20 protein-coding genes are annotated in these 20,406 nt (G+C 62.5%); 4 read left to right on the plus strand and 16 right to left on the minus strand.

The window, feature by feature from the left end; all coding sequences use genetic code 11:
- Nucleotides 1–20: 20 nt before the first annotated feature.
- Genes NKJ55_RS04990 through NKJ55_RS05005 form a run of 4 tightly spaced genes read right to left on the minus strand, consistent with a single transcriptional unit; the run spans nucleotide 21 to nucleotide 2,643 of the window.
- Entirely contained in the window at nucleotides 21–575 is a 555-nt protein-coding gene (locus NKJ55_RS04990) for a DUF2076 domain-containing protein (RefSeq protein WP_352448926.1), read from the minus strand.
- 32 nt (nucleotides 576–607) lie between these two features.
- On the minus strand, nucleotides 608–1,315 hold the full coding sequence (locus NKJ55_RS04995; RefSeq protein WP_352448927.1) for a Bax inhibitor-1/YccA family protein: 708 nt from the start codon (nucleotides 1,313–1,315) through the stop codon (nucleotides 608–610).
- 24 nt (nucleotides 1,316–1,339) lie between these two features.
- On the minus strand, nucleotides 1,340–2,113 hold the full coding sequence (locus NKJ55_RS05000) for an anti-sigma factor family protein (protein ID WP_352448928.1): 774 nt from the start codon (nucleotides 2,111–2,113) through the stop codon (nucleotides 1,340–1,342).
- Nucleotides 2,110–2,643 carry a sigma-70 family RNA polymerase sigma factor gene (locus NKJ55_RS05005; protein WP_502896504.1) on the minus strand — a complete coding sequence of 178 codons (534 nt, stop codon included), beginning with the start codon at nucleotides 2,641–2,643 and terminating at the stop codon, nucleotides 2,110–2,112. The genes NKJ55_RS05000 and NKJ55_RS05005 overlap by 4 nt, the downstream gene beginning before the upstream one ends.
- 218 nt (nucleotides 2,644–2,861) lie before the next feature.
- Here NKJ55_RS05005 and NKJ55_RS05010 point away from each other — a divergent pair, with 218 nt between their 5' ends.
- On the plus strand, nucleotides 2,862–4,046 hold the full coding sequence (locus NKJ55_RS05010; RefSeq protein ID WP_352448930.1) for an amino acid aminotransferase: 1,185 nt from the start codon (nucleotides 2,862–2,864) through the stop codon (nucleotides 4,044–4,046).
- 136 nt (nucleotides 4,047–4,182) lie between these two features.
- Nucleotides 4,183–5,007, plus strand: coding sequence for a nucleoside triphosphate pyrophosphohydrolase (mazG, locus tag NKJ55_RS05015; protein ID WP_352448931.1), 825 nt, complete (start codon nucleotides 4,183–4,185; stop codon nucleotides 5,005–5,007).
- Between the two features lie 6 nt (nucleotides 5,008–5,013).
- On the opposite strand, the gene hflX is transcribed toward mazG, so the two are convergent.
- The 8 genes from hflX to dusB form a co-directional block, all read right to left on the minus strand.
- Nucleotides 5,014–6,405 (minus strand): GTPase HflX, encoded by a 1,392-nt coding sequence (gene hflX / locus NKJ55_RS05020; protein ID WP_352448932.1) that lies wholly within the window; start codon nucleotides 6,403–6,405, stop codon nucleotides 5,014–5,016.
- Nucleotides 6,406–6,651, minus strand: coding sequence for an RNA chaperone Hfq (gene hfq, locus NKJ55_RS05025; RefSeq protein WP_006202172.1), 246 nt, complete (start codon nucleotides 6,649–6,651; stop codon nucleotides 6,406–6,408). It lies immediately after the preceding gene.
- A 145-nt stretch (nucleotides 6,652–6,796) separates the two neighbouring features.
- The gene (locus NKJ55_RS05030) at nucleotides 6,797–7,660 is read right to left on the minus strand and encodes a D-amino-acid transaminase (RefSeq protein WP_352448933.1); all 864 of its coding nucleotides are present in this window, start codon (nucleotides 7,658–7,660) and stop codon (nucleotides 6,797–6,799) included.
- 88 nt (nucleotides 7,661–7,748) lie between these two features.
- On the minus strand, nucleotides 7,749–9,110 hold the full coding sequence (ntrX, locus tag NKJ55_RS05035; protein WP_023675072.1) for a nitrogen assimilation response regulator NtrX: 1,362 nt from the start codon (nucleotides 9,108–9,110) through the stop codon (nucleotides 7,749–7,751).
- Entirely contained in the window at nucleotides 9,100–11,385 is a 2,286-nt protein-coding gene (locus tag NKJ55_RS05040; protein ID WP_352448934.1) for a sensor histidine kinase NtrY-like, read from the minus strand. Before NKJ55_RS05040 ends, ntrX begins: the two co-directional genes overlap by 11 nt.
- 128 nt (nucleotides 11,386–11,513) lie before the next feature.
- Nucleotides 11,514–12,974 carry a nitrogen regulation protein NR(I) gene (gene ntrC, locus NKJ55_RS05045; protein WP_023675074.1) on the minus strand — a complete coding sequence of 487 codons (1,461 nt, stop codon included), beginning with the start codon at nucleotides 12,972–12,974 and terminating at the stop codon, nucleotides 11,514–11,516.
- Entirely contained in the window at nucleotides 12,971–14,113 is a 1,143-nt protein-coding gene (locus NKJ55_RS05050; RefSeq protein WP_023675075.1) for a two-component system sensor histidine kinase NtrB, read from the minus strand. Before NKJ55_RS05050 ends, ntrC begins: the two co-directional genes overlap by 4 nt.
- On the minus strand, nucleotides 14,110–15,135 hold the full coding sequence (gene dusB / locus NKJ55_RS05055; RefSeq protein WP_352448935.1) for a tRNA dihydrouridine synthase DusB: 1,026 nt from the start codon (nucleotides 15,133–15,135) through the stop codon (nucleotides 14,110–14,112). The genes NKJ55_RS05050 and dusB overlap by 4 nt, the downstream gene beginning before the upstream one ends.
- 180 nt (nucleotides 15,136–15,315) lie before the next feature.
- Here dusB and NKJ55_RS05060 point away from each other — a divergent pair, with 180 nt between their 5' ends.
- Together NKJ55_RS05060 and NKJ55_RS05065 are read left to right on the plus strand one after the other, a co-directional pair.
- On the plus strand, nucleotides 15,316–16,536 hold the full coding sequence (locus NKJ55_RS05060) for a bifunctional 2-C-methyl-D-erythritol 4-phosphate cytidylyltransferase/2-C-methyl-D-erythritol 2,4-cyclodiphosphate synthase (RefSeq protein WP_352448936.1): 1,221 nt from the start codon (nucleotides 15,316–15,318) through the stop codon (nucleotides 16,534–16,536).
- Nucleotides 16,533–17,042: a CinA family protein gene (locus NKJ55_RS05065; RefSeq protein WP_352448937.1), complete on the plus strand. Its 510-nt coding sequence runs from the start codon at nucleotides 16,533–16,535 to the stop codon at nucleotides 17,040–17,042. The genes NKJ55_RS05060 and NKJ55_RS05065 overlap by 4 nt, the downstream gene beginning before the upstream one ends.
- Here the strand turns inward: NKJ55_RS05065 and NKJ55_RS05070 are convergent.
- The 4 genes from NKJ55_RS05070 to lpdA form a co-directional block, all read right to left on the minus strand.
- Nucleotides 17,018–17,479: a type II toxin-antitoxin system RatA family toxin gene (locus tag NKJ55_RS05070; RefSeq protein ID WP_023675079.1), complete on the minus strand. Its 462-nt coding sequence runs from the start codon at nucleotides 17,477–17,479 to the stop codon at nucleotides 17,018–17,020. The genes NKJ55_RS05065 and NKJ55_RS05070 overlap by 25 nt on opposite strands.
- A gap of 12 nt (nucleotides 17,480–17,491) precedes the next feature.
- Nucleotides 17,492–18,457, minus strand: coding sequence for a lipoyl synthase (lipA, locus tag NKJ55_RS05075; protein ID WP_352448938.1), 966 nt, complete (start codon nucleotides 18,455–18,457; stop codon nucleotides 17,492–17,494).
- Between the two features lie 137 nt (nucleotides 18,458–18,594).
- On the minus strand, nucleotides 18,595–18,852 hold the full coding sequence (locus tag NKJ55_RS05080) for a GlsB/YeaQ/YmgE family stress response membrane protein (RefSeq protein ID WP_352448939.1): 258 nt from the start codon (nucleotides 18,850–18,852) through the stop codon (nucleotides 18,595–18,597).
- 98 nt (nucleotides 18,853–18,950) lie between these two features.
- Nucleotides 18,951–20,396 (minus strand): dihydrolipoyl dehydrogenase, encoded by a 1,446-nt coding sequence (gene lpdA, locus NKJ55_RS05085; RefSeq protein WP_352448940.1) that lies wholly within the window; start codon nucleotides 20,394–20,396, stop codon nucleotides 18,951–18,953.
- Nucleotides 20,397–20,406 lie beyond the last annotated feature (10 nt).

Consider the following 20,406-nt stretch of genomic DNA (forward strand, 5'->3'; position numbering starts at 1 on the left):
GGCACAGTCTGGGTCGCTCGTCAGAACTCCATATCACCGAAGTCACCGCCATTGTCGGAGCTGGCATCGCCTGCCTGATCGGCTTCGTCAGGCTGCGGCGTCGGCTGTCCAGCTGTCTTCGCTTCGCTGCCGCCAAACATGCCTGCGATCGCGTTGCCGAGCAGCACGCCGCCGGCCACGCCCATCGCGGTCTGCGCAGCGCCGGCAAGAAAACCACCGCCTGCCCGCTGTGGCGTGTCCTGCGGCCCTTCAGTTGCAACGGAGGCGGTGCGCCCTACCCGCGGAACCGAGCCTGAGCGCCTGCCGCCGCTGCGGCCGAAGAAGCCGCTGAGCGGTCCACCGCCGGCCGGCTGCCGCGCCTGCTCCTCCAGTTCTTCTATGCGCGCCTGAGCTGCGTTCAGGGCCTGCTCCTGCACCACGATCGTCTGGGCCATGTAATATGGCGCCCCAGGCTGCTGGGTGATCTGGTTCTGGATGAAGCGCTCTGCTTCGGCATCGCGCGGCGGCGCTTGGCGCTCGGCGCTTGCCAACTTCTCGAAGAGCTGTCCGATCGCTTGCCGATCGTTTCTGTCCATGATGTCCAACTCCGGTCTTGGTTCAACGCCGGCTATTCGCGCTCGCCAGTGAAGTTCAACAGCAGTTGGAAGATGTTGATGAAGTTCAGATAGAGCGAGAATGCCCCGAAGACAGCGAGTTTCTGCTGTGATTCCGCGCCGAAGTTTTCCGCATACTGCTCCTTGATCGTCTGGGTATCCCAGGCGGTGAGGCCGATGAAGACGGCAATGCCGATCACCGAGATCGCGAATTGGAGCGCGGTCGAGCCCAGGAAGATATTGACGATGCTGGCGATCACCACGCCGATCAGGCCCATGATCAGGAACGACGAAAACTGCGTCAGGTCGCGTTTGGTCGTGTACCCGTAAAGGCTGGTTGCGCCGAACATGGTGGCGGCGATGAAGAAGGTGCGTGCGATGCTGGTGCCGGTAAAGACCAGGAACACGGAAGCCAGCGACAGGCCCATGACCGCGCAGAATGCCCAGAACATCGCCTGGGCGCCGGCTGCCGACATCGCCTGCATCCGAAACGAGAACAAGAGCACAAAGGCCAGCGGGGCCAGCATCACCACCCATTTCAGCGGTGTGGAGAAGATCGGCACGTAAAGAGCGGGCGTGGAAGCCACCACGAACGCGATCACGCCCGTAACGACGAGGCCAAGGCCCATATAGTTATAGACGCGCAGCATGTGCCGGCGCAGGCCTTCATCGTAGACGGCTCCGGCTCGGGCTCCGGCCCCGATATATCCGAGATTGTTCATGTGGTTCTCCTTCTTGCAGGTCGATCAGTAAAGCGTTTTGGCGAGCGCTTCGGCCGTGCGATCGAGACCGCCGACATCGCTGCGTCCGACGACCGCGTAGGCGACCTCGCCGATCTGGAAATAAGCCGAGGAAACTTCGCCCGAGGGAACGACGGTCGGCTTGACGACGTCGAATGTTCCGGGCCTGATCGCGAACAACGAGACCAGCCCCATCTCTTTCGTCTCGACAGCCATCTCGACGCTCGGTCCGAATTGCGATGGATAGATCTGCACGTCACGGACCGTCCAGTCCGCTGGCAGCGATGGCATCACGATCGCCGTCGCGGCGCGGATTTCGTCGGCATTGTAGCCGGGTGCTTCGGGTTGCGACGACATCGCCTCACGCACGAGCGTCGTGCGGTGCGCCCGGACCGCGTCCTCCACATAGGCCGGCGGATGGGTCGAAGCGACGACTTCCGTCACCGATATCGGTCCGATGAGCCCGTTCGCAAGCCAGCCGGCAGCGACGAAGACAGCGACTGCCGCAGCTCGCTGCAAAGCACCAAGGACGCGGCCGCGCGCCAATCCCCGCTCCAGCCGCCGTGCAGCATCGGCCGTCGCGGGCCGCGCCATGCCTTTCGATCCGGCAAGCGCCACGCGCAATTCGTCACGCATCCGTAAGTCGGACATCACCCGCGCGGCCGCGTCCGGGCGGGCCGAAAGGAACGCCTCGACCTCGATGCGACGAGCCACGTCCAGCTGATCGTCGACATAGGCGTCGAGATCGGCGTCGGTCACGGGATCGCGCAGTTGGTTCATGATCCACCTCCGACGATCTTCAGATGGCCTTTCGCGCGTGCCGGCACCGCGTCCTCCATCTCGCGCAGGGCCGCACGCGCCCTGCCGATGCGCGACATCAGCGTGCCAAGCGGCACGCCACTCACCTCAGCGGCCTGGCTGTAGCTAAGCCCCTCGATGGCGACGAGATGCAACGCCGAACGCTGCTCCTCCGGCAATTCGAAAAACGCTTCGCGCACCTGCGCCAGACGGACCGAATGTTCCTGCGGCGCCGGGACATTCGCCTCGGCGAGATAGCCGGCCTGTTCGATGCGCATTGCTTCGGATTTGCGGGACCGCAGACCGTCGATGAATGCATTATGGACGATCGACAGCAGCCATACGCGAAGATTTCCGCCGGAGCGGAAGCTGCCGCGTCGCTCATAGGCACGCACCAGCGCATCATGCACCAGATCCTCTGCATCGGCGCTGTCGCGCGTCAGCGAGCGTGCATAGCGGCGCAGCGAACCGAGCTGTCCCAGAATATCGAAGCGTGGCATCGGCCGTTTCATGTCCTGTTTACGGAGCAGGTCGGGATGTTAATCCCGCTCTCCCCGAAATTTTCTTACGGCTCGCCGCGTTCTCGTCCTGGGAGGTATCGGGCCCGCTCTCGCCCGCCAGATAGTATCGGCCGCCTTCGAGGCAAACCGGCGCCGAGTTGGCGCATATGAAACTGCTGGCAAAGCACGGCCGGTTTGCGTATCACTCCGCCGCCAACGGAACCTTATCGATGTTCGAAAATCTCCAGCCCGCGCCTGCCGACAAGATCCTGGCCTTGATCGGCCTCTATCGCGCCGACCCGCGTCCCGACAAGGTCGATCTTGGGGTCGGCGTCTATAAGGATCGCGACGGCAAGACGCCGGTGATGCGCGCGGTGCGCGAAGCCGAAAAGCGGCTGCTGCAGGGCCAGGATACCAAGACCTATCTCGGCCTTGCCGGCGATACCGCCTTCAACGCGGCGATGGCCAGGTTGGTGTTCGGCCCAGCCGCCGACATGACGCGCATTCGTGCGGCGCAGGCGCCAGGCGGCTCCGGCGCGCTGCGGCTGGTAGCAGAGCTGCTGAAAAGGACCCGCACCGACGCGATGGTCTGGCTGTCGGATCCGACATGGCCGAACCACATGCCGGTGATGCGCGCCGCTGGCCTGCAGACACGCGAATATCCCTATTTCGACGCTGCTTCTGGTGCGGTTCGCTTCGACGACATGCTGAATGCATTGAGAACCGCGAATCCTGGCGACGTCGTATTGTTGCATGGCTGCTGCCATAACCCGACAGGCGCCAATCTAGACATCTCGCAATGGGCTGCCATTGCCGATCTTGTCGTTGAGCGCGGCCTGCTGCCCTTTGTCGACATCGCCTATCAGGGCTTTGGCGAGGGACTTGATGCGGATGCCGCCGGCTTGCGCCTTCTGGCGGCAAAAGTTCCGGAAATGGTCGTTGCCTCCAGCTGCTCGAAGAACTTTGCCGTCTATCGCGACCGAGTCGGTGCAGCGCTGATCATGGCGAAAGGTGGCGCGCAGGCGGATTTGGCGATGGGCCAGATGCTGTCGGCGGCGCGCGCCATGTATTCGATGCCGCCGGACCACGGCGCGGCGGCGGTGCGCATCGTGCTTGAAGACCCCGTATTGCGTTCCGACTGGGAGGCAGAGCTTGAAGAGATGCGGCTGCGCATGCTGCGGCTGCGCGTCCAGTTCGCCGAGGCGCTGCGGCGGCAGTCCAACTCCGACCGTTTCGATTTCGTCGCCAGCCATCGCGGCATGTTTTCCCGGCTTGGCCTGTCGGAAGCGCAAGTCGAGCGGCTGCGCGCCGAGCATGCCATCTATATGGTCGGCGACAGCCGCATCAACGTTGCCGGCCTGCCCGAGGACGGCATGGATGCGCTCGCCAAGGCGATAGTCTCCGTGCTCGACTGATGCTTTTGCTAACTAGGATCTTCCGGAAACCGGCTTCCACTTTCGTATCATGGTCTGGCGGCCCGTCTGTGGACAAGGCGCCCTCACCGGCTGAAGCCGTTGGCCGCACAGCCGTGTACAGGATAGCGTTTCCCAGATGAAACCCTCGAAAGACATTTCCCGACTGATCGAGATCATGGCAGCGCTGCGGGCGCCGGAAACCGGCTGCCCGTGGGATATCGAGCAGGACTTTTCGACAATCGCGCCGTACACGATCGAGGAAGCCTACGAAGTGGCGGACGCCATTGCGCGCGGCGATCTGGACGATCTGCGGGATGAACTCGGCGATCTCCTGCTGCAAGTGGTCTACCACGCGCAAATGGCCGAGGAGGCCGGCGAATTTTCATTCGGCGATGTGGTCCTGGCCATCACCACAAAACTGATCCGCCGCCACCCCCATGTCTTCGGCGACGACAAGGCGCGCAGCGCCGGCATGGCCAAGGGCATGTGGGAAAAGATCAAGGCAGAGGAAAAGGCGGAGAAGCGCAGTGCGCGCCTCGCCCGAGGGCTCGACCCGGAAGACCATGGCAAGGGCTTTCTCGACAGTGTGCCGGTCGCCCTGCCCGCACTGACCCGAGCGCTCAAGCTGCAGGAAAAGGCCGCCCGCGTCGGCTTCGACTGGAGCGAGGCGGCACCGATCCTCGAAAAGATCGAGGAGGAGATCGGCGAATTGCGAGAAGCGCTGGCCAAAGGCGACAGCGCGCCGATCAAGGATGAGTTCGGCGACATGCTGTTTGCGGTCGTCAATCTCGGCCGGCACCTCAAAATTGGTTCCGAAGCGGCACTCAGCGGCACCAACGAAAAATTTCGGTCGCGCTTCCACTATGTCGAGCGGACGCTGCAAGCGTCGGGAAACAGCCTTGAAGAGGCAACGCTGGACGAGATGGAAGCGCTCTGGCAGCAGGCAAAAAGCGCGAAGTAAACGCCTCTACCCGTTGTTTTGACGGCGCAATCGGCTTTCGATCTCCTGCCGAGCGCTGTGTGTAGCCTTGAGCGCGACGGTTACGCTGCCATCCTCATTGTCGTCGCGCGAGACGATGTCGCCGTTGCGGTAAAGCCAGTCGACGACGCCGAGTTGGTCGGGCTTGAGTGTGACGGTGAACGTCTCCAGTTCGCCCGACATCATCGTCTCGATGATCGCCTTCAGCGCATCGATGCCCTCGCCGGTTACCGCCGATATGGCGATCGGCGGTGCCTTCTTGCCGTCAGCACCATCGGCAAGCAGCCGCGCCCGGTTGCCCTCGTCGAGCCGGTCGATCTTGTTCCATACTTCGATGACACGCTTGCTATCGCGGGCATCGACGCCGAGATCGGCAAGGATGCGCTCGACATCTTCGGCCTGCGCGGCCGTATCGGGATCGGAGATGTCGCGCAGATGAATGACGAGGTCTGCCTCGACCACTTCCTCCAGCGTCGCCCTGAAGGCCGCGACCAGATGCGTTGGCAGGTCGGAAATGAAGCCGACCGTATCGGAAAGGATGATCGGCGTGCCGTGCGGCAGGCGCACGCGGCGCAGCGTCGGGTCGAGCGTGGCAAACAGCATGTCTTCGGCCAGCACCCCTGCTCCGGTCATCCGGTTGAACAGAGTTGACTTGCCGGCATTGGTGTAGCCGACGATCGCCACCACCGGAAATGGCACCTTCTTGCGCTTGGCGCGGTGCAGGTCGCGGGTGCGGCGCACAGTTTCGAGCTCGTGCTTCAGCTTGGTGATCTTGTCCTGCAGCACACGCCGATCCGACTCGATCTGGGTCTCGCCAGGGCCGCCGAGAAAGCCGGCGCCGCCACGCTGGCGCTCGAGGTGGGTCCAGCTCCGCACAAGGCGGCCTTTCTGGTAGTTGAGATGGGCAAGATCGACCTGCAGCGTGCCTTCCTTGGTGCGGGCGCGCTCGCCGAAAATCTCCAGGATCAGCCCGGTGCGGTCGAGCACCTTGGCGTTCAACTCTTTTTCGAGGTTGCGCTGCTGTACCGGGGTCAGCGGATGATCGACAATGACCACTTCCGCGTGGCCCTCTTTGACGATCTCAGCGAACTCCGCCACCTTGCCGCTGCCGAGCAAGGTCGCCGGGCGTGGATCGTTGACGGTCACCACCGCCGTGTGGACCAGGTCGAGGTCGATTGCGCTGGCGAGGCCGACGGCCTCGTCGCGACGAGCCTCGGCGGAACGGGTCAGGCGGGGGCGGTTGGTGTCGTCGTCGCCACGAGGCTGCCGGGTAAGCACCGGCACGATAACCACCGCCCGGGTCGGGCCGTTGGCCTCTGTCCCGGTCTGATGTGCTGGTTTTCCGCGAACGCTGCGGTCCGCGTCTTTCTCACGTGCCAATCAGGCGCCCTGGCTTTCCTCACCATCGAACATCTGAACCGGCTGGCTCGGCATGATCGTGGAAATAGCGTGCTTGTAGACAAGCTGGGAATGGCCGTCGCGACGCAGCAGAACGCAGAAATTGTCGAACGAAGTGACCACGCCGGTCAGCTTCACGCCGTTGATGAGAAAGATGGTGAGTGGATTTTTGCTCTTGCGAACTGAATTCAGGAACAGGTCCTGAAGATTTTGCGATCGTTCCGCCATTGTTCTTGTCTTTCGCCGATCCCCTTCGGTTTGCAGGCCAATGCGCCAAATTAGCCGGCACATGTCAAGCACGCAAACACCATCTTGCCGTCAGTAACGACAAGCAGAACGAGATATATTGATGTTCATTCCATCTGTGCGGTTATCAGGCTGGACTTTTTTCCGCAACGTCAAAAAAGGCCTGCCGTAATGAAACTGTTATCGAGCCCGGGTGGCCGTTGGCGACGGGAGCGCCATCGATCGCCACCACCGGCATGGCAATCGTGGTCGCGGAGCTGATGAAAACCTCGCGCGCGGCCTTGGCTTCGGCCACCGAAAAACCGCGCTCCTCGATCTTCAGGCCGAGCTTGGCGGCCACGTCGAACAGCGTCGTACGAGTGATGCCGCGCAGGATGCCGTGCTCGGCCGGCCGCGTCACCAGCACGCCATCCCCGGTGATGATCCAGGCGTTCGACGATCCACCTTCCTTGACGGTGCCGTCGACATCGACGAACCAGGCCTCCTGAGCGCCGGCTTCCTTGGCTTTCTGCTTGGCCAGCACGTTCGGCAGCAGGCCGACCGACTTGATATCGACCCGATCCCACCGGTTCTCCGGCACCGTGATAACCCGGATCCCGCTCTCGGCCCGCTTCGCGGCAGCTGCAGGATCGGCTTTTTTGGCAGTCACCACCAGCGACGGCTTCGTCTCCGCCGGCGGGAAGAAAAACTCGCGGCTGGCGACGCCGCGTGTCACCTGGACATAGACCAGGCCGTCGACGACATGGTTGCGGCGCACCACCTCGCGCATGACGAGCGGCAGCACGCCGCGCGTGATCGGCCAATCGATCGAGAGTTCGGCAAGTGAGCGGTTCAATCGGGCGAGATGGCGGGGCATGTCGACGATGAAGCCTCGTGCCACCTCGCAGACCTCGTAGACGCCGTCGGCGAATTGATAGCCACGGTCCTCGATATGCACGGAAGCTTCGGCGTGAGCGACGTAGCGCCCGTTCACATACGCAATGCGCGGCATGGCTAATCCCTGAGAGAAGTCCAGCTTTCTTATGCGATTCCAAGACCGCCGTAACCGATAATTGCGTGGGCCACGACTGGTTTGGCTGTCAGACGCCCAGCGACTTCAGCTTGCGGTGCAATGCAGAGCGTTCCATGCCGATAAACTCTGCCGTCTTCGAGATGTTGCCGCCAAAACGGTTGATCTGGGCGATCAGATAGTCCTTCTCGAATTGTTCGCGCGCTTCCCGCAGCGGCAGCGCCATTATGTGCTGATCGGATTTGTTTGGAGTGCGCGGCATGACGTCGCCGATCTCGGCAGGCAGGAGATCGGCGGTGATCGGCGCATCGACATCGTCGCCGCGCGCCAGGATCATCAGCCGCTCGACATTGTTGCGCAACTGGCGAACGTTGCCCGGCCAGTTATGCGCCTGCAGCACCGCCAGCGCGTCGTCGCCGATGCGGCGCGGCTTGATGCCGGCCTGGCGAGCGATCTGCTTCATGAAATTGTCGACCAGATAGGGAATGTCCTCGCGACGCTCGGCCAGTCCCGGCACCATGACCGGAACCACGGCCAGGCGATGATAAAGGTCCTCACGGAAACGGCCGTCGGCGATCATGGCTTCCAAGTTCTGCGAGGTCGACGAGACGATGCGCACGTCGACCTTGACCCGCTTGGTGCCCCCTACCCGCTCGAACTGCTGTTCGACCAGCACGCGCAGGATCTTGTTTTGCGTCTCGCGCGGCATGTCGGCCACTTCATCGATGTAGAGAATGCCGCGATGGGCTTCCTCCAGCGCGCCGACCTTGCGTTCGACGCCGTTCGATTCGGTGCCGAACAGCTCGATCTCCATACGCTCAGGCGTGATGTTGGCGGCGCTCAGCGTCACAAACGGTGCACTCTTGCGCGCCGACAGTGCGTGGATGGCGCGCGCCGCCAGTTCTTTGCCCGAGCCGGAGGGGCCAATGATCATGACGCGGCTGTTGGTCGGCGCGACGCGCTCGATGGTCTGGCGCAATTGGCTCATTGCCGACGACATGCCGATGAGGTCGAAAGTCTCGCCGCTGCGCAGCTTGAGATCCGAAACCTCGCGTCTCAATTTGGAGGTTTCGAGCGCCCGTTCGGCAATGAGGATCAGCCTGTCGGCCTTGAATGGCTTTTCGATGAAATCATAGGCGCCGCGGCGGATGGCCGAGACTGCCGTTTCGATATTGCCGTGGCCCGAGATCATCACCACCGGCAGGTTCGGGTGCATCGTCTTGATCTCGTCCAGCAGGGCCAGGCCATCGAGCCGCGAGCCCTGCAGCCAGATGTCGAGGAAGACCAGCCTGGGTGCCCGGTCGGCAACCGCCGCAAGCGCGCTGTCGGCGTCAAACGCCGTGCGTGTTTCGTGACCTTCGTCGCTCAGGATACCGGCGACGAGTTCGCGGATGTCTTCCTCGTCATCGACGATGAGAATATCAGACGCCATTACCGACCTTTTCAGTTTCTTTTTCGTGTTCCGTCTTGTCCTTGCCGCGTACCGGAACGGTGGCGGCAACCGGCAGGATGATGCTGATCATTGCACCCCGCCCATCGTGGAAGTCCGCTGGTGCATCGTGCAATTCGAGTCGCCCGCCATGGTCCTCCACGATCTTCTTGACGATAGCGAGGCCAAGCCCGGTGCCTTTCTCGCGTGTCGTCATGTAAGGCTCGAGCAAGCGCTGCCGGTTTTCGCGCGGCAAGCCCCTGCCGTTGTCGATGACGTCGATTCGAATCGCGCCATTCTGACGCCCGGCTTGAATCCGGATTATGCCGTGCGGTCGATCCTCTGCATCAAGTCCGTCGATGGCTTCGGCAGCATTCTTGATGACGTTGCCGAACGCCTGCGCCATCAGCCGGCTGTCGAACGTGCCTTTGAGCGGCTCATTGCCGAAGACGCGCTCGAAGGTGATGTCGGCGCGGCTCACTTCGACCAGGAACGAGGCCTCGCGCAACGAATCGCGCAGATCGATTGCCTTCATTTCCGGTTTCGGCATGCGGGCGAACGCCGAGAACTCGTCGACCATGCGGCCGATGTCCTCCACTTGCCGGATGATGGTGTCGGTGCATTGATCGAAAACCTCACGGTCCTCGGTGATGACCTTGCCGTAACGGCGCTTGATGCGCTCGGCCGAAAGCTGGATCGGCGTCAGCGGGTTCTTGATCTCGTGGGCGATGCGCCGCGCCACGTCGGCCCATGCAGAGGAACGCTGTGCCTGGACCAGATCGGTAATATCGTCGACTGTCACGACGTAGGATTTATCCTCCGAACCGTCGTCGCCGGCTTCGATCGTGATCTGCACGTTGAAGGTCCGTTCGGTGCCGGCACGATAGAAGGTGACTTGTTCGCGATAGACCGGCTTGCCCGACTTGCGGCCGATCTCGAAGACGCGGCCGACATGCGGCAGCACGGCCGAAAGGTTCTGCCCAAGCGCTGCCGTGGCGGATATGGCCAGCATCGTTTCGGCCGAACGGTTGACGATGGTGACGATGCCATATGGATCGACGCCGATGACCCCGGCGGTGACGCCGGCAAGCACCGCCTCCGAAAAGCGTCGCCGCTCGTCGATCAAATCCTTGGCCGACAGGATCTCGTTACGCTGCGATTTCAGCTCCATCAGCATCTTGTTGAAGGTGTCGCCGAGCGAGGCGACGTCGCCGTCGGAGGGGCGGACTGGCACGGCCACATCGAGATTGCCGGTGGCGACCTCGTCGGCCGCGCCGATGAGCTGACGAATCGGCCGCACCAGGCGGTCGGCCACCGCAATGCCAGTCCAGATGGCGGACAGGATGATGATCAGCGTCAGCGACAGATAGGGAAGCGCGAAAGCCACTTGCGAGGTGCGGCGATTGTCTTCGAGACCGCGATATTCGGCGGTGTTGGATTTGACGATCTGCCGTGCCTTGATCACCTCGGGATCGACGAGGCGGATGGTGTAGAGATAGAGGCCGTCGATCTCGCGCAGCTTGACGATCGCACCCATGATGTTGCGGGTGCGCGGCTCTATCAGCACCGGCTTGCCGTCGGCAGCGCTTGCCACGGCGCCCTCCGGCGGCTCTGGCATGGCAAAGTCCGCGTCGGTCTTGGCGCTCATAACGAAGGAACCATCGGGCTTGATGAGTGCTGCGTGTGCCAGCGAACGTCCCACCGCCTCCTTGTTCATGAGATCGAGGAACCCGGTGCGATCGAGGCCGTAGAGCGTGCGCGAAGCGTCGAGGTCGTAAGCCATCGACAACGTCGTGCCCTGAAGATTTCGCGCGTTTTCCTGCACATAGGCGTCAGCGATCGACAACGACGAATTGACGATCGTCTTGGTGCGGATCTCGAACCAGCGATCGAGGCCGATGTCGAGCGTGATCGACGCGATGATCGCCACCATGATCGCGGGGATGGCGGCGACCAGCGCAAACATCGCCACTATGCGCACATGCAGGCGCGACGCAGCCTTGCCGTGCCGGCGTGCCATCAGGATGCGATGCACCTCGCGGCCGACCAGCAAGATCAGAAACAGGACGAACGCCGCATTAAGCGCAATCAGCGCCAGCGTCGTCCTCGCGTCGGGCGTGATCGGCGTCGCGCCGACCAGAATGGCGAAGGAGATCGCCGCCGTCACCAGCGCACCGGCAACGGCGATCACGCCGGGCAGCGCAAGCAGCCGGCGACCGTCTCGCGCGCCCGTATTGCTGAAAAGCGATTTGCTCAGTGTCGGTGCGTGCAGGGCCATGTCGCCGTCTAGAGCCAGTGATTGCGTCGGATGTATGCAACGCATTGTGGCGATTATGCAACAAGTGTGGCCGAGACGGAAATCTTTCGGCAATCGATCCCCTGGAAAGCGCTCGTAAAGGGATTCGTCTAGACCTGCCTGGACGATTTGTAGACGTTGACGCCGAGTTCGCGAATCTTTTTGCGCAGCGTGTTGCGGTTGAGCCCCAGCAATTCCGCAGCCTTGATCTGGTTACCGCGCGTTGCGGTCATCGAGGCGAGGACCAGCGGGTATTCGACCTCGGAGAGGATTCGCTGATAGAGCCCGGCCGGCGGCAAGTCGCCGGCAAACGAGGCAAAATAGCGCTGCAGGAAATGCTCCACCGCCTGGCCGATGGAAAGGTCGTCGGGAATGAGGTTGCCGCCACCTGGAACGACAGGCCTTTCACCGGTCTTCAACTCCGCCTCGATGATCTCGGCGGAAATCTCGTCCTGCGAATACAGTGCGGCCAGCCTGCGGATGAGGTTTTCGAGTTCGCGCACGTTGCCCGGCCATGGGTAGCGCTTCATCAGCTCGATGCCGCCGGTGGAAATGCGCTTGGTCTGCAGGCCTTCACTGGCGCCGAGCTTGAAGAAGTGGCGGACGAGGTCCGGAATGTCCTCCGATCGCTCGCGCAGCGCCGGCAGCCTGAGCGGCACAACGTTCAAGCGGTAGAACAGGTCCTCGCGGAAAAGCCCCTGATTGATCAGCGTGCGCAGGTCCTTGTTGGTGGCAGCGACGATGCGCACGTCGGTCTTGATCGGCGTGCGGCCGCCGACCGTGGTGTATTCGCCCTGCTGCAGCACACGCAGCAGCCGCGTCTGCGCTTCCATCGGCATGTCGCCGATCTCGTCGAGGAACAGCGTGCCGCCTTCGGCCTGCTCGAAACGGCCAGTGGAGCGGTTCTGTGCGCCGGTAAAGGCGCCCTTCTCGTGCCCGAATAGTTCCGATTCGATCAGGTCGCGTGGGATCGCCGCCATGTTGATGGCGACGAAGGGGCCACCACGACGACGGCCATATTCATGCAGCGCGCGCGCCACCAGTTCCTTGCCGGTACCCGATTCGCCCGAGATCATCACCGTCAGGTCGGTCTGCATCATGCGCGCCAGCATGCGGTAGATGTCCTGCATGGCCGCCGAGCGGCCGACCAGCGGCATCGTTTCAGGCGGCTCGTCGGCACGCGTATCGATCTTGGGCCGCCGCGGCTCGGAAAGCGCGCGGTTGACGATGTTGAGCAGCTCCGTCAGGTCGAACGGTTTCGGCAGATATTCATAGGCTCCGGTTTCGGAGGCCCGGATCGCAGTCATGAACGTGTTCTGCGCACTCATGACGATGACCGGCAGTTCCGGTCGCGCCTTCTTGATGCGCGGCAGCATGTCGAAGGCGTTCTCGTCGGGCATGACAACGTCGGTGATGACCAGATCGCCCTCGCCCGCCGCCACCCAGCGCCACAGCGTCGAGGCATTGGAGGTGACGCGCACGTCGTGGCCGACGCGCGAAAGCGCCTGGTTGAGGACAGTGCGGATGGCCGCATCGTCGTCGGCGACGAGAATATTGCCGCGAACGGTCATTTGCGGTCTCCTTCACCGTCGTCGTCGGTGCCAAACTGAGTTTCTTTCCACGCCGGCATCAGGATGCGGAAGGTGGTCCCGCGCGGCGTCGATTCGCATTCAATGATGCCGCCATGCTCGCCGACGATCTTTGCGACCAGCGCCAGACCGAGACCGGAGCCGTTCGGCTTGGTGGTGATGAAGGGATCGAACAGGATCGGCAGGATATCCTCGGAGACACCCGAACCGTTGTCGCGCACGCAGAATTCCAATGGCAGCGACACGCGGTCCTGCGTTCCGGGCACGGAAACACGGATGCCCGGGCGGAAGGCGGTCGACAGCATGATCTCGCCCTGCGGATCGCTGCCGATCGCCTCGGCGGCATTTTTTACCAGATTGAGGAATACTTGGATGAGCTGGTCGCGATTGGCAAAGACCGGAGGCAATGATGGATCATAATCCTCTAATATCTTGATCCTCTTGGCAAAACCGTTCTTGGCGATTGCTTTGACATGGTCGAGCACGACATGGATGTTGACAGGGTAGCGGTCGATCGGCCGCTCGTCCGAAAACACCTCCATGCGGTCGACCAGCGAGACAATGCGGTCGGTCTCGTCGGTGATCAGCCTGGTCAGTGCGCGATCCTCGTCGGACGCCGACAGTTCAAGCAGCTGCGCGGCACCACGAATGCCGGACAGCGGGTTCTTGATCTCATGGGCAAGCATCGCGGCAAGGCCGGTGACCGAGCGCGCCGCACCGCGATGCGTCATCTGCCGGTCGATCTTGTCGGCCATTGAGCGTTCCTGGAACATTACCACGACGGAGCCTGGAAATTCCGTCACAGGCGCGACGTAGAGATCGACCACCTTCTCGATGCCGAGCCGCGGCGACGACACGTCCACCCGGTATTCGTTGACCGGCGCCCGGCGCTCGCGCACCTGGTCGACAAGCGTCAGCAGCGGACTGCCGAAAGGAATGAGCTTGTGCAGCGTGTTGCGGGCGAGCATCGTGGCGCTCGACCGGAAAAAATCCTCGGCATCGGCATTGGCGAAGGTGATGAAACCTTGCGGATCGACCATGATCACCGGCCGGCGAATGGTGTTGAGCACAATATGCGCGGCGTCCGCCATATCCGTGCTCTGTGTGACGGTGGCGTTCATGCCGCACTCCGCAGGTTCGCCGCTTCGGGAGCGGTTGAAAACATGTCGCGCAGCAACGCAATGACACGCCCAGGCTCGAAAGACGTGAGTATGGCCTTGCGCCGGTCATCGCTTGTGGCGGCGTGGCGGTCGAGATACCAGCCGAGATGCTTGCGCGCCTGGCGCAATCCGCTTTCCACGCCATAGAACGTCAGCATGTCTTCGTAATGGGCAATGACGTAATCGGACAGCGCTTGCGGGCTTTCCGGCATGCCGGATACCGGCTCGGCCAGCGCGGCCGCTACAATGCTGCCGGCGGTCCACGGCGCGCCATAGTGCGCACGGCCGACCATCACCGCGTCGGCGCCGGACTGGTCAAGGATCGACGCAGCCTCTGCCGGCGAGCCGACATCGCCATTGGCAACGACCGGGATCGAGACGGCCTGCTTGACGCGTGCGATGGCACGCCAGTCGGCCGTGCCCTGATAGAACTGGCACCGTGTGCGGCCGTGCACCGTCACCATCATCACCCCGGCCTGCTCGGCGCGTCGCGCCAGCATCGGCGCGTTGAGCGCGCCTTCGTCCCAGCCGAGCCGCATTTTGACCGTGACCGGCACGTCGACCGCGCCGACTACCGCTTCGATCAGCGACAGCGCGTGGTCGAGGTCTCGCATCAGTGCCGAACCGGCATAGCCGCCCGTCACCTTTTTGGCCGGACAGCCCATGTTGATGTCGACGATGTCGGCGCCTTCGCCGACCGCGATTCGCGCGCCCTCGGCCATGTGCATCGCCTCGCGGCCGGCAAGCTGGACCATGTGGACAGGCAGCCCGGAATGACGGATGCGCAGGCCCGAGCCAGCCCTGCCCTTTGCAAGCTCACCGCTCGCCACCATTTCCGACACGACCAGCCCGGCGCCATGGACATAGGCGCGCTGCCGGAACGGCTCGTCGGTGATGCCCGACATCGGCGCGAGAAACACGCGGTTGCGGATTCTCACGCCACCCACATCCAGCGGCGAAGCCAATTTGGTCACATCAGGCATGCACAAAAACCAAGCACCTTGGGTTGCTGCACATTCTCTAGCCAGAACGACGGCAATGTGCAACGCGCAATGTCGTGACATTAAGGCGCATTTGGGAAAAAAAGGATCGCCGGACAGCATCAATCCTGGGTCTTCCGAAAGCGATACCACTTTTCGGGATCATGCGCTAAGCGTCTCGGCATGAGAGATGTAAGCGAAAAGCAAGCTGCGGACGACAAGGTCGCGGTGGTCATCGTTGCCGCCGGCCGCGGCGCGCGCGCCGGACAGGCCAATGGACCGAAGCAGTACCAGCAGATTGGCGGCGGCGCCGTTATCGCACGCACGCTCGACGCCTTTCTGACGCATCCGAAAATTGGAGCTGTCGTCGTTGCTATACATGCCGAAGACGACGCGCTTTTCCGCCGCGCCGCCGGCGCGAACGCCGACCGTGTCGTCGCGGTGATCGGCGGTACGTCACGGCAGGAGTCCGTCCGGCTTGGACTGCTGGCGTTGAGAAGCCATGCGCCGAGCCGGGTGCTGATCCATGATGCGGCTCGGCCGTTTGTCGACGCGGAACTGATAGACCGCACGATCGCCGCCATTGGCGAGCGCCAGGGAGCACTGCCTGCCTTGCCCGTTGCCGATACGCTGAAGCGCGAAACGGCCGAAGGCATGATAGGCGAAACCGTGTCCAGGGCCGGGCTTCATGCCGCACAGACACCGCAAGGCTTTCCGTTCTGGCCGATCCTGGCTGCGCACGAAAAGGCTCATCATCTGGGCAAAGCGGATTTCACCGACGATGCGGCAATCGCCGAATGGGCGCATATTCCGGTGAAGATCGTTCCCGGCTCGCCGGACAATGTCAAACTGACCTGGGCACGGGATATTGCAATGGCGGATCAGCGACTTTCCAGCGCCCCACGTTTTCCCGACATCCGAACCGGCAATGGCTATGACGTGCATGCCTTCGAGCCCGGCGACCATGTCACCCTGTGCGGCGTCGCCATTCCACACGACAGGAAGTTATCCGGCCATTCGGATGCCGATGTCGGTCTCCATGCCTTGACCGACGCCCTGCTGGCCACCTGCGGCGCCGGTGACATCGGCACGCATTTCCCGCCCTCCGACCCGCAGTGGAAAGGGGCCGCTTCACGCATCTTCGTTGAACACGCGGTGAAGCTGGTGCGCGCGCGCGGCGGGCGCATCGCCAACGCCGACATCACCCTGATCTGCGAGGCGCCGCGCGTCGGCCCACATCGCGAGGCAATGACCGAAGCGCTTTCGGCAATGCTGCGAATTTCGCGCGATCGCATCTCGATCAAGGCGACAACCAATGAGAAGCTCGGCTTCGTCGGCCGTGAGGAAGGCATAGCGGCCATCGCGACCGCCAACGTTGTGTTTCCAGGGGATGTCCCCGAGTGAGCAATAGCGATCTCGCAGATGCCCTGCTTCAGGCCTGCCAGCAGCGCGGCATCATGCTGGCGACGGCGGAGAGCTGCACCGGCGGCATGATCATCGCCGCGCTGACCGACATCGCCGGCTCTTCCGCGGTGGTCGATCGCGGCTTCATCACCTATTCCAACCAGGCCAAGACCGAGATGCTCGGCGTCTCGGCCGCTACACTCGAGGCGCACGGCGCGGTCTCGCGCGAGACTGCGGTGGAGATGGCGGCCGGAGCCTTGGCGCATTCGCCGGCCGGGCTCGCCCTGGCGGTGACTGGCATCGCCGGTCCGGACGGCGGCTCTGCGGAAAAACCTGTCGGCCTGGTCTGGTTCGGCGTTGCCGTGGCTGGCCGGCCGGCAGTCAGCGAATGCCAGCTGTTCGCCGACAAGGGCCGTGATTTCATCCGCCGGGAGACGGTCCGACATGCGCTTGAACTGGGTCTACGCGCGCTCGCCGCGGATCAGGCTGCCGATGGCGCGCCGTAGATGATTTCGGCACGTTTCTCGAACGCCTCGGAGAACATGCGGAAGGCGCGGTCGAACATGGTTCCCATGAGCGCACCCAGAATGCGGCTCTTGAACTCGTAGTCGATAAAGAAACAGACGTTGCAACCGCCGCCGTCCGCCGGGTCGAAGCGCCAGACATTGCTGAGATATTTGAACGGGCCGTCGATATATTTGACGTCGATGGCGTTCTCGTCAGGCTTCAGCAGCACCTGCGTGGTGAAAGTCTCGCGGATCGCCTTGTAGCCGATGCTCATGTCGGCGATGAGCAAGGTGCGTCCGTTGCGTTCCTTGCGCGAGCGAACCGTAAGTGCCTCGCAAAGCGGCAGGAATTGCGGATAGGATTCGATATCGGCAACCAGAGCGAACATCTGTTCCGGCGTATGCGCAACGCGGCTATGGGCTTCGAATTGTGGCATGAAACCAGTGGGTTAGGCGGACTTTTTGAGAAACGCTTCGCGCGCCGCGCGCAACCTGGCAAAGTCGTCCCCGGCATGGTGCGACGAGCGCGTCAGCGGGCTCGACGCCACCAGCAGGAAGCCCTTGGTCCTGCCGATCGTCTCAAAGGACTTGAATTCCTCCGGCGTGACGAAGCGGATCACCGGATGGTGCTTCTTCGACGGCTGCAGATATTGGCCGATGGTCATGAAGTCGACATTGGCCGAACGCAAATCGTCCATCAGCTGCAGGATTTCGTTCCGCTCCTCGCCAAGGCCGACCATGATGCCGGACTTGGTGAAGATCGAGGGGTCGAGTTCCTTGACCCGCTGCAAGAGCCTGATCGAGTGGAAATAGCGCGCACCCGGCCGAACAGTCAGATAGTTCGACGGAACGGTCTCGAGATTATGGTTGAAAACGTCCGGCTTGGCCGCCACGACGATCTCCAGCGCACCGTCCTTGCGCAGGAAGTCGGGCGTCAGGATTTCGATCGTAGTCGATGGGGTCGCTGCCCTGATCGCACGGATGACATCGGCAAAATGCTGGGCCCCGCCGTCGGCGAGATCGTCGCGATCGACGGAAGTGATGACGACATGGCTCAAGCCCATTTGCTTGACCGCATGCGCGACACGCGCCGGCTCGTCGGGATCGAGTGCGGTCGGGATGCCGGTGGCGACATTGCAAAAGGCGCAGGCCCGCGTGCAGATCTCGCCCATGATCATGAAGGTGGCGTGCTTCTTCTCCCAGCACTCGCCGATATTGGGGCAGCCCGCCTCTTCGCAAACCGTCACCAGTTTGTGAGACTTCACGATTTCGCGCGTCTCGGCATAGCCTTTCGACATCGGCGCCTTGACGCGGATCCAGTCAGGCTTGCGCAGTACGTCCTGATCCGGCTTGTGCGCCTTTTCGGGATGCCGCAGGCGCGGCGCATTGGCAATCGTGTCGAGGACGGTGACCATGTGAAACCCGGCTCATTGGCAAGCGCTTGTCCAGCGCTCGCTCTACCCACGTCATCTAGGACTTTTCGGCGAAAAGAAAAAGGCCGCGATCACGCATGCCGCGGTGGCCTTTTTCGCATAGCAAGTGCCGACAGAGGTTAGCGGCGCACCAGTCGTCCGACCGCAATCAGAATGCAGGCACCGATGAAGCCGGTGATCAGATAGGCGATCCAGCCGACGCCGAAGATGCCGATGTTCAGGGCCTGCAGGATGGCGTTCAACACGATTGCGCCGACAATGCCGAGAACGATGTTCATGAGGATGCCGGTGTTGCTCTTCATGAACATTTCGGCGAGCCATCCCGCCAGGCCGCCGATGATGATGGCTGCAACCCAGCCCACGCCGTTCATTTCCATATGCCCTCTCCTTGTATGATGGATGATGCCTGCGAAACGAATTGCTCTGCCGTCGAGTTCCTTTGTGTCTTCCGTGTGAGACTCGCCCAACTAATTTATCATGCATTCAGTGCGCGGCCATAGGCGTCGAGTACACTCTCCTTCATCATCTCCGACAGCGTCGGGTGCGGGAAGATCGTGTGCATCAGCTCTTCCTCGGTGGTCTCCAGATTCATCGCCACGACGAAGCCCTGGATCAGTTCGGTTACTTCTGCGCCGACCATATGGGCACCCAGCAACTGGCCGGTCTTCTTGTCGAAAATGGTCTTGACGAAGCCTTGGTCCTCGCCGAGCGCAATCGCCTTGCCGTTTGCCGCGAACTGAAAGCGGCCGACGCGGATGTCCTTTCCGTCGGCTTTCGCTTTGGCTTCCGTCAGTCCGACCGAGGCGACTTGCGGATTGCAATAGGTGCAGCCCGGGATCTTCAGCTTGTCGATGGCATGCACGCCGGGGAAATTGGCGATCTTTTCCACACAGACCACGCCCTCATGCTCGGCCTTGTGGGCGAGCATCGGCGGTCCGGCAACGTCGCCGATGGCGTAAACGCCCGGCACATTGGTCTTGCCGTAGCCGTCGACGACGACGCAACCGCGGTCCGTCTTCACGCCGAGCGTCTCGAGGCCGAGGTTCTCGATATTGCCTTGTACGCCGACGGCCGAGATCATGCGATCGGCGGTGATCTTCTCGATCTTGCCGTCCTTCATCTCGACATGCGCGGTGACCGAGTTAGTGCCCTTCTCGACCTTGGTCACCTTGGCTTCTAGGATGATCTTCATGCCCTGCTTCTCGAACTGCTTCTGCGCGAATTTCGAGACCTCGGCGTCCTCGACCGGCATCACAGCCGGCAGCAGTTCGACCACCGTCACCTCGGCGCCCATGGTGCGGTAGAACGAGGCGAACTCGATGCCGATGGCGCCCGAGCCCATCACCAGCAGCGATTTCGGCATCTCTTTCGGCACCATCGCCTCGAAATAGGTCCAGATCAACTTGCCGTCAGGCTCGATGCCGGGCAGCGCGCGCGGCCTGGCGCCGGTCGCCAGGATGATGTGCTTGGCGCTATAGGTGCCCTCGCCCTTGACGCCCTTGGGCGCCGGCGGCTGCGGCTCCATCGGCTTCTTCGACGATTTCGACACGACGATCTCGCCGGGTTTCGTCAGCTTGGCTTCGCCCCAGATGACGTCGACCTTGTTCTTCTTCATCAGGAAGCCGACGCCGCCGTTGAGCCGCAGCGAGACCTTTCGCGAGCGATCGACGACGGCGGCTGTGTCGACGCCGACCTTGCCATCGATCTTCAGGCCGTAGTCCTTCAGATGATCCGAATAGTGCATGATCTCGGCGGAGCGCAGCAGCGCTTTGGTCGGAATGCAGCCCCAGTTGAGGCAGATGCCGCCCAAGTGCTCGCGCTCGACGATCGCCGTCTTGAAGCCAAGCTGGGCCGAACGCACTGCAGTGACATAGCCGCCGGGGCCGGAGCCGATGATGATGACGTCGTAGTTCTCAGCCACGGCTTTCTCC

Source organism: Mesorhizobium sp. M0106 (assembly GCF_040322715.1).
Lineage (GTDB): Bacteria > Pseudomonadota > Alphaproteobacteria > Rhizobiales > Rhizobiaceae > Mesorhizobium.

Coding starts and splice junctions, on each gene's coding strand:
- NKJ55_RS04990 (WP_352448926.1), bottom strand. CDS start 575: ATGGACAGAAACGATCGGCAAGCGATCGGACAGCTCTTCGAGAAGTTG.
- NKJ55_RS04995 (WP_352448927.1), bottom strand. CDS start 1,315: ATGAACAATCTCGGATATATCGGGGCCGGAGCCCGAGCCGGAGCCGTC.
- NKJ55_RS05000 (WP_352448928.1), bottom strand. CDS start 2,113: ATGAACCAACTGCGCGATCCCGTGACCGACGCCGATCTCGACGCCTAT.
- NKJ55_RS05005 (WP_502896504.1), bottom strand. CDS start 2,643: ATGAAACGGCCGATGCCACGCTTCGATATTCTGGGACAGCTCGGTTCG.
- NKJ55_RS05010 (WP_352448930.1), top strand. CDS start 2,862: ATGTTCGAAAATCTCCAGCCCGCGCCTGCCGACAAGATCCTGGCCTTG.
- mazG (WP_352448931.1), top strand. CDS start 4,183: ATGAAACCCTCGAAAGACATTTCCCGACTGATCGAGATCATGGCAGCG.
- hfq (WP_006202172.1), bottom strand. CDS start 6,651: ATGGCGGAACGATCGCAAAATCTTCAGGACCTGTTCCTGAATTCAGTT.
- NKJ55_RS05030 (WP_352448933.1), bottom strand. CDS start 7,660: ATGCCGCGCATTGCGTATGTGAACGGGCGCTACGTCGCTCACGCCGAA.
- ntrX (WP_023675072.1), bottom strand. CDS start 9,110: ATGGCGTCTGATATTCTCATCGTCGATGACGAGGAAGACATCCGCGAA.
- NKJ55_RS05040 (WP_352448934.1), bottom strand. CDS start 11,385: ATGGCCCTGCACGCACCGACACTGAGCAAATCGCTTTTCAGCAATACG.
- ntrC (WP_023675074.1), bottom strand. CDS start 12,974: ATGACCGTTCGCGGCAATATTCTCGTCGCCGACGACGATGCGGCCATC.
- NKJ55_RS05050 (WP_023675075.1), bottom strand. CDS start 14,113: ATGAACGCCACCGTCACACAGAGCACGGATATGGCGGACGCCGCGCAT.
- dusB (WP_352448935.1), bottom strand. CDS start 15,135: ATGCCTGATGTGACCAAATTGGCTTCGCCGCTGGATGTGGGTGGCGTG.
- NKJ55_RS05060 (WP_352448936.1), top strand. CDS start 15,316: ATGAGAGATGTAAGCGAAAAGCAAGCTGCGGACGACAAGGTCGCGGTG.
- NKJ55_RS05070 (WP_023675079.1), bottom strand. CDS start 17,479: ATGCCACAATTCGAAGCCCATAGCCGCGTTGCGCATACGCCGGAACAG.
- lipA (WP_352448938.1), bottom strand. CDS start 18,457: ATGGTCACCGTCCTCGACACGATTGCCAATGCGCCGCGCCTGCGGCAT.
- NKJ55_RS05080 (WP_352448939.1), bottom strand. CDS start 18,852: ATGGAAATGAACGGCGTGGGCTGGGTTGCAGCCATCATCATCGGCGGC.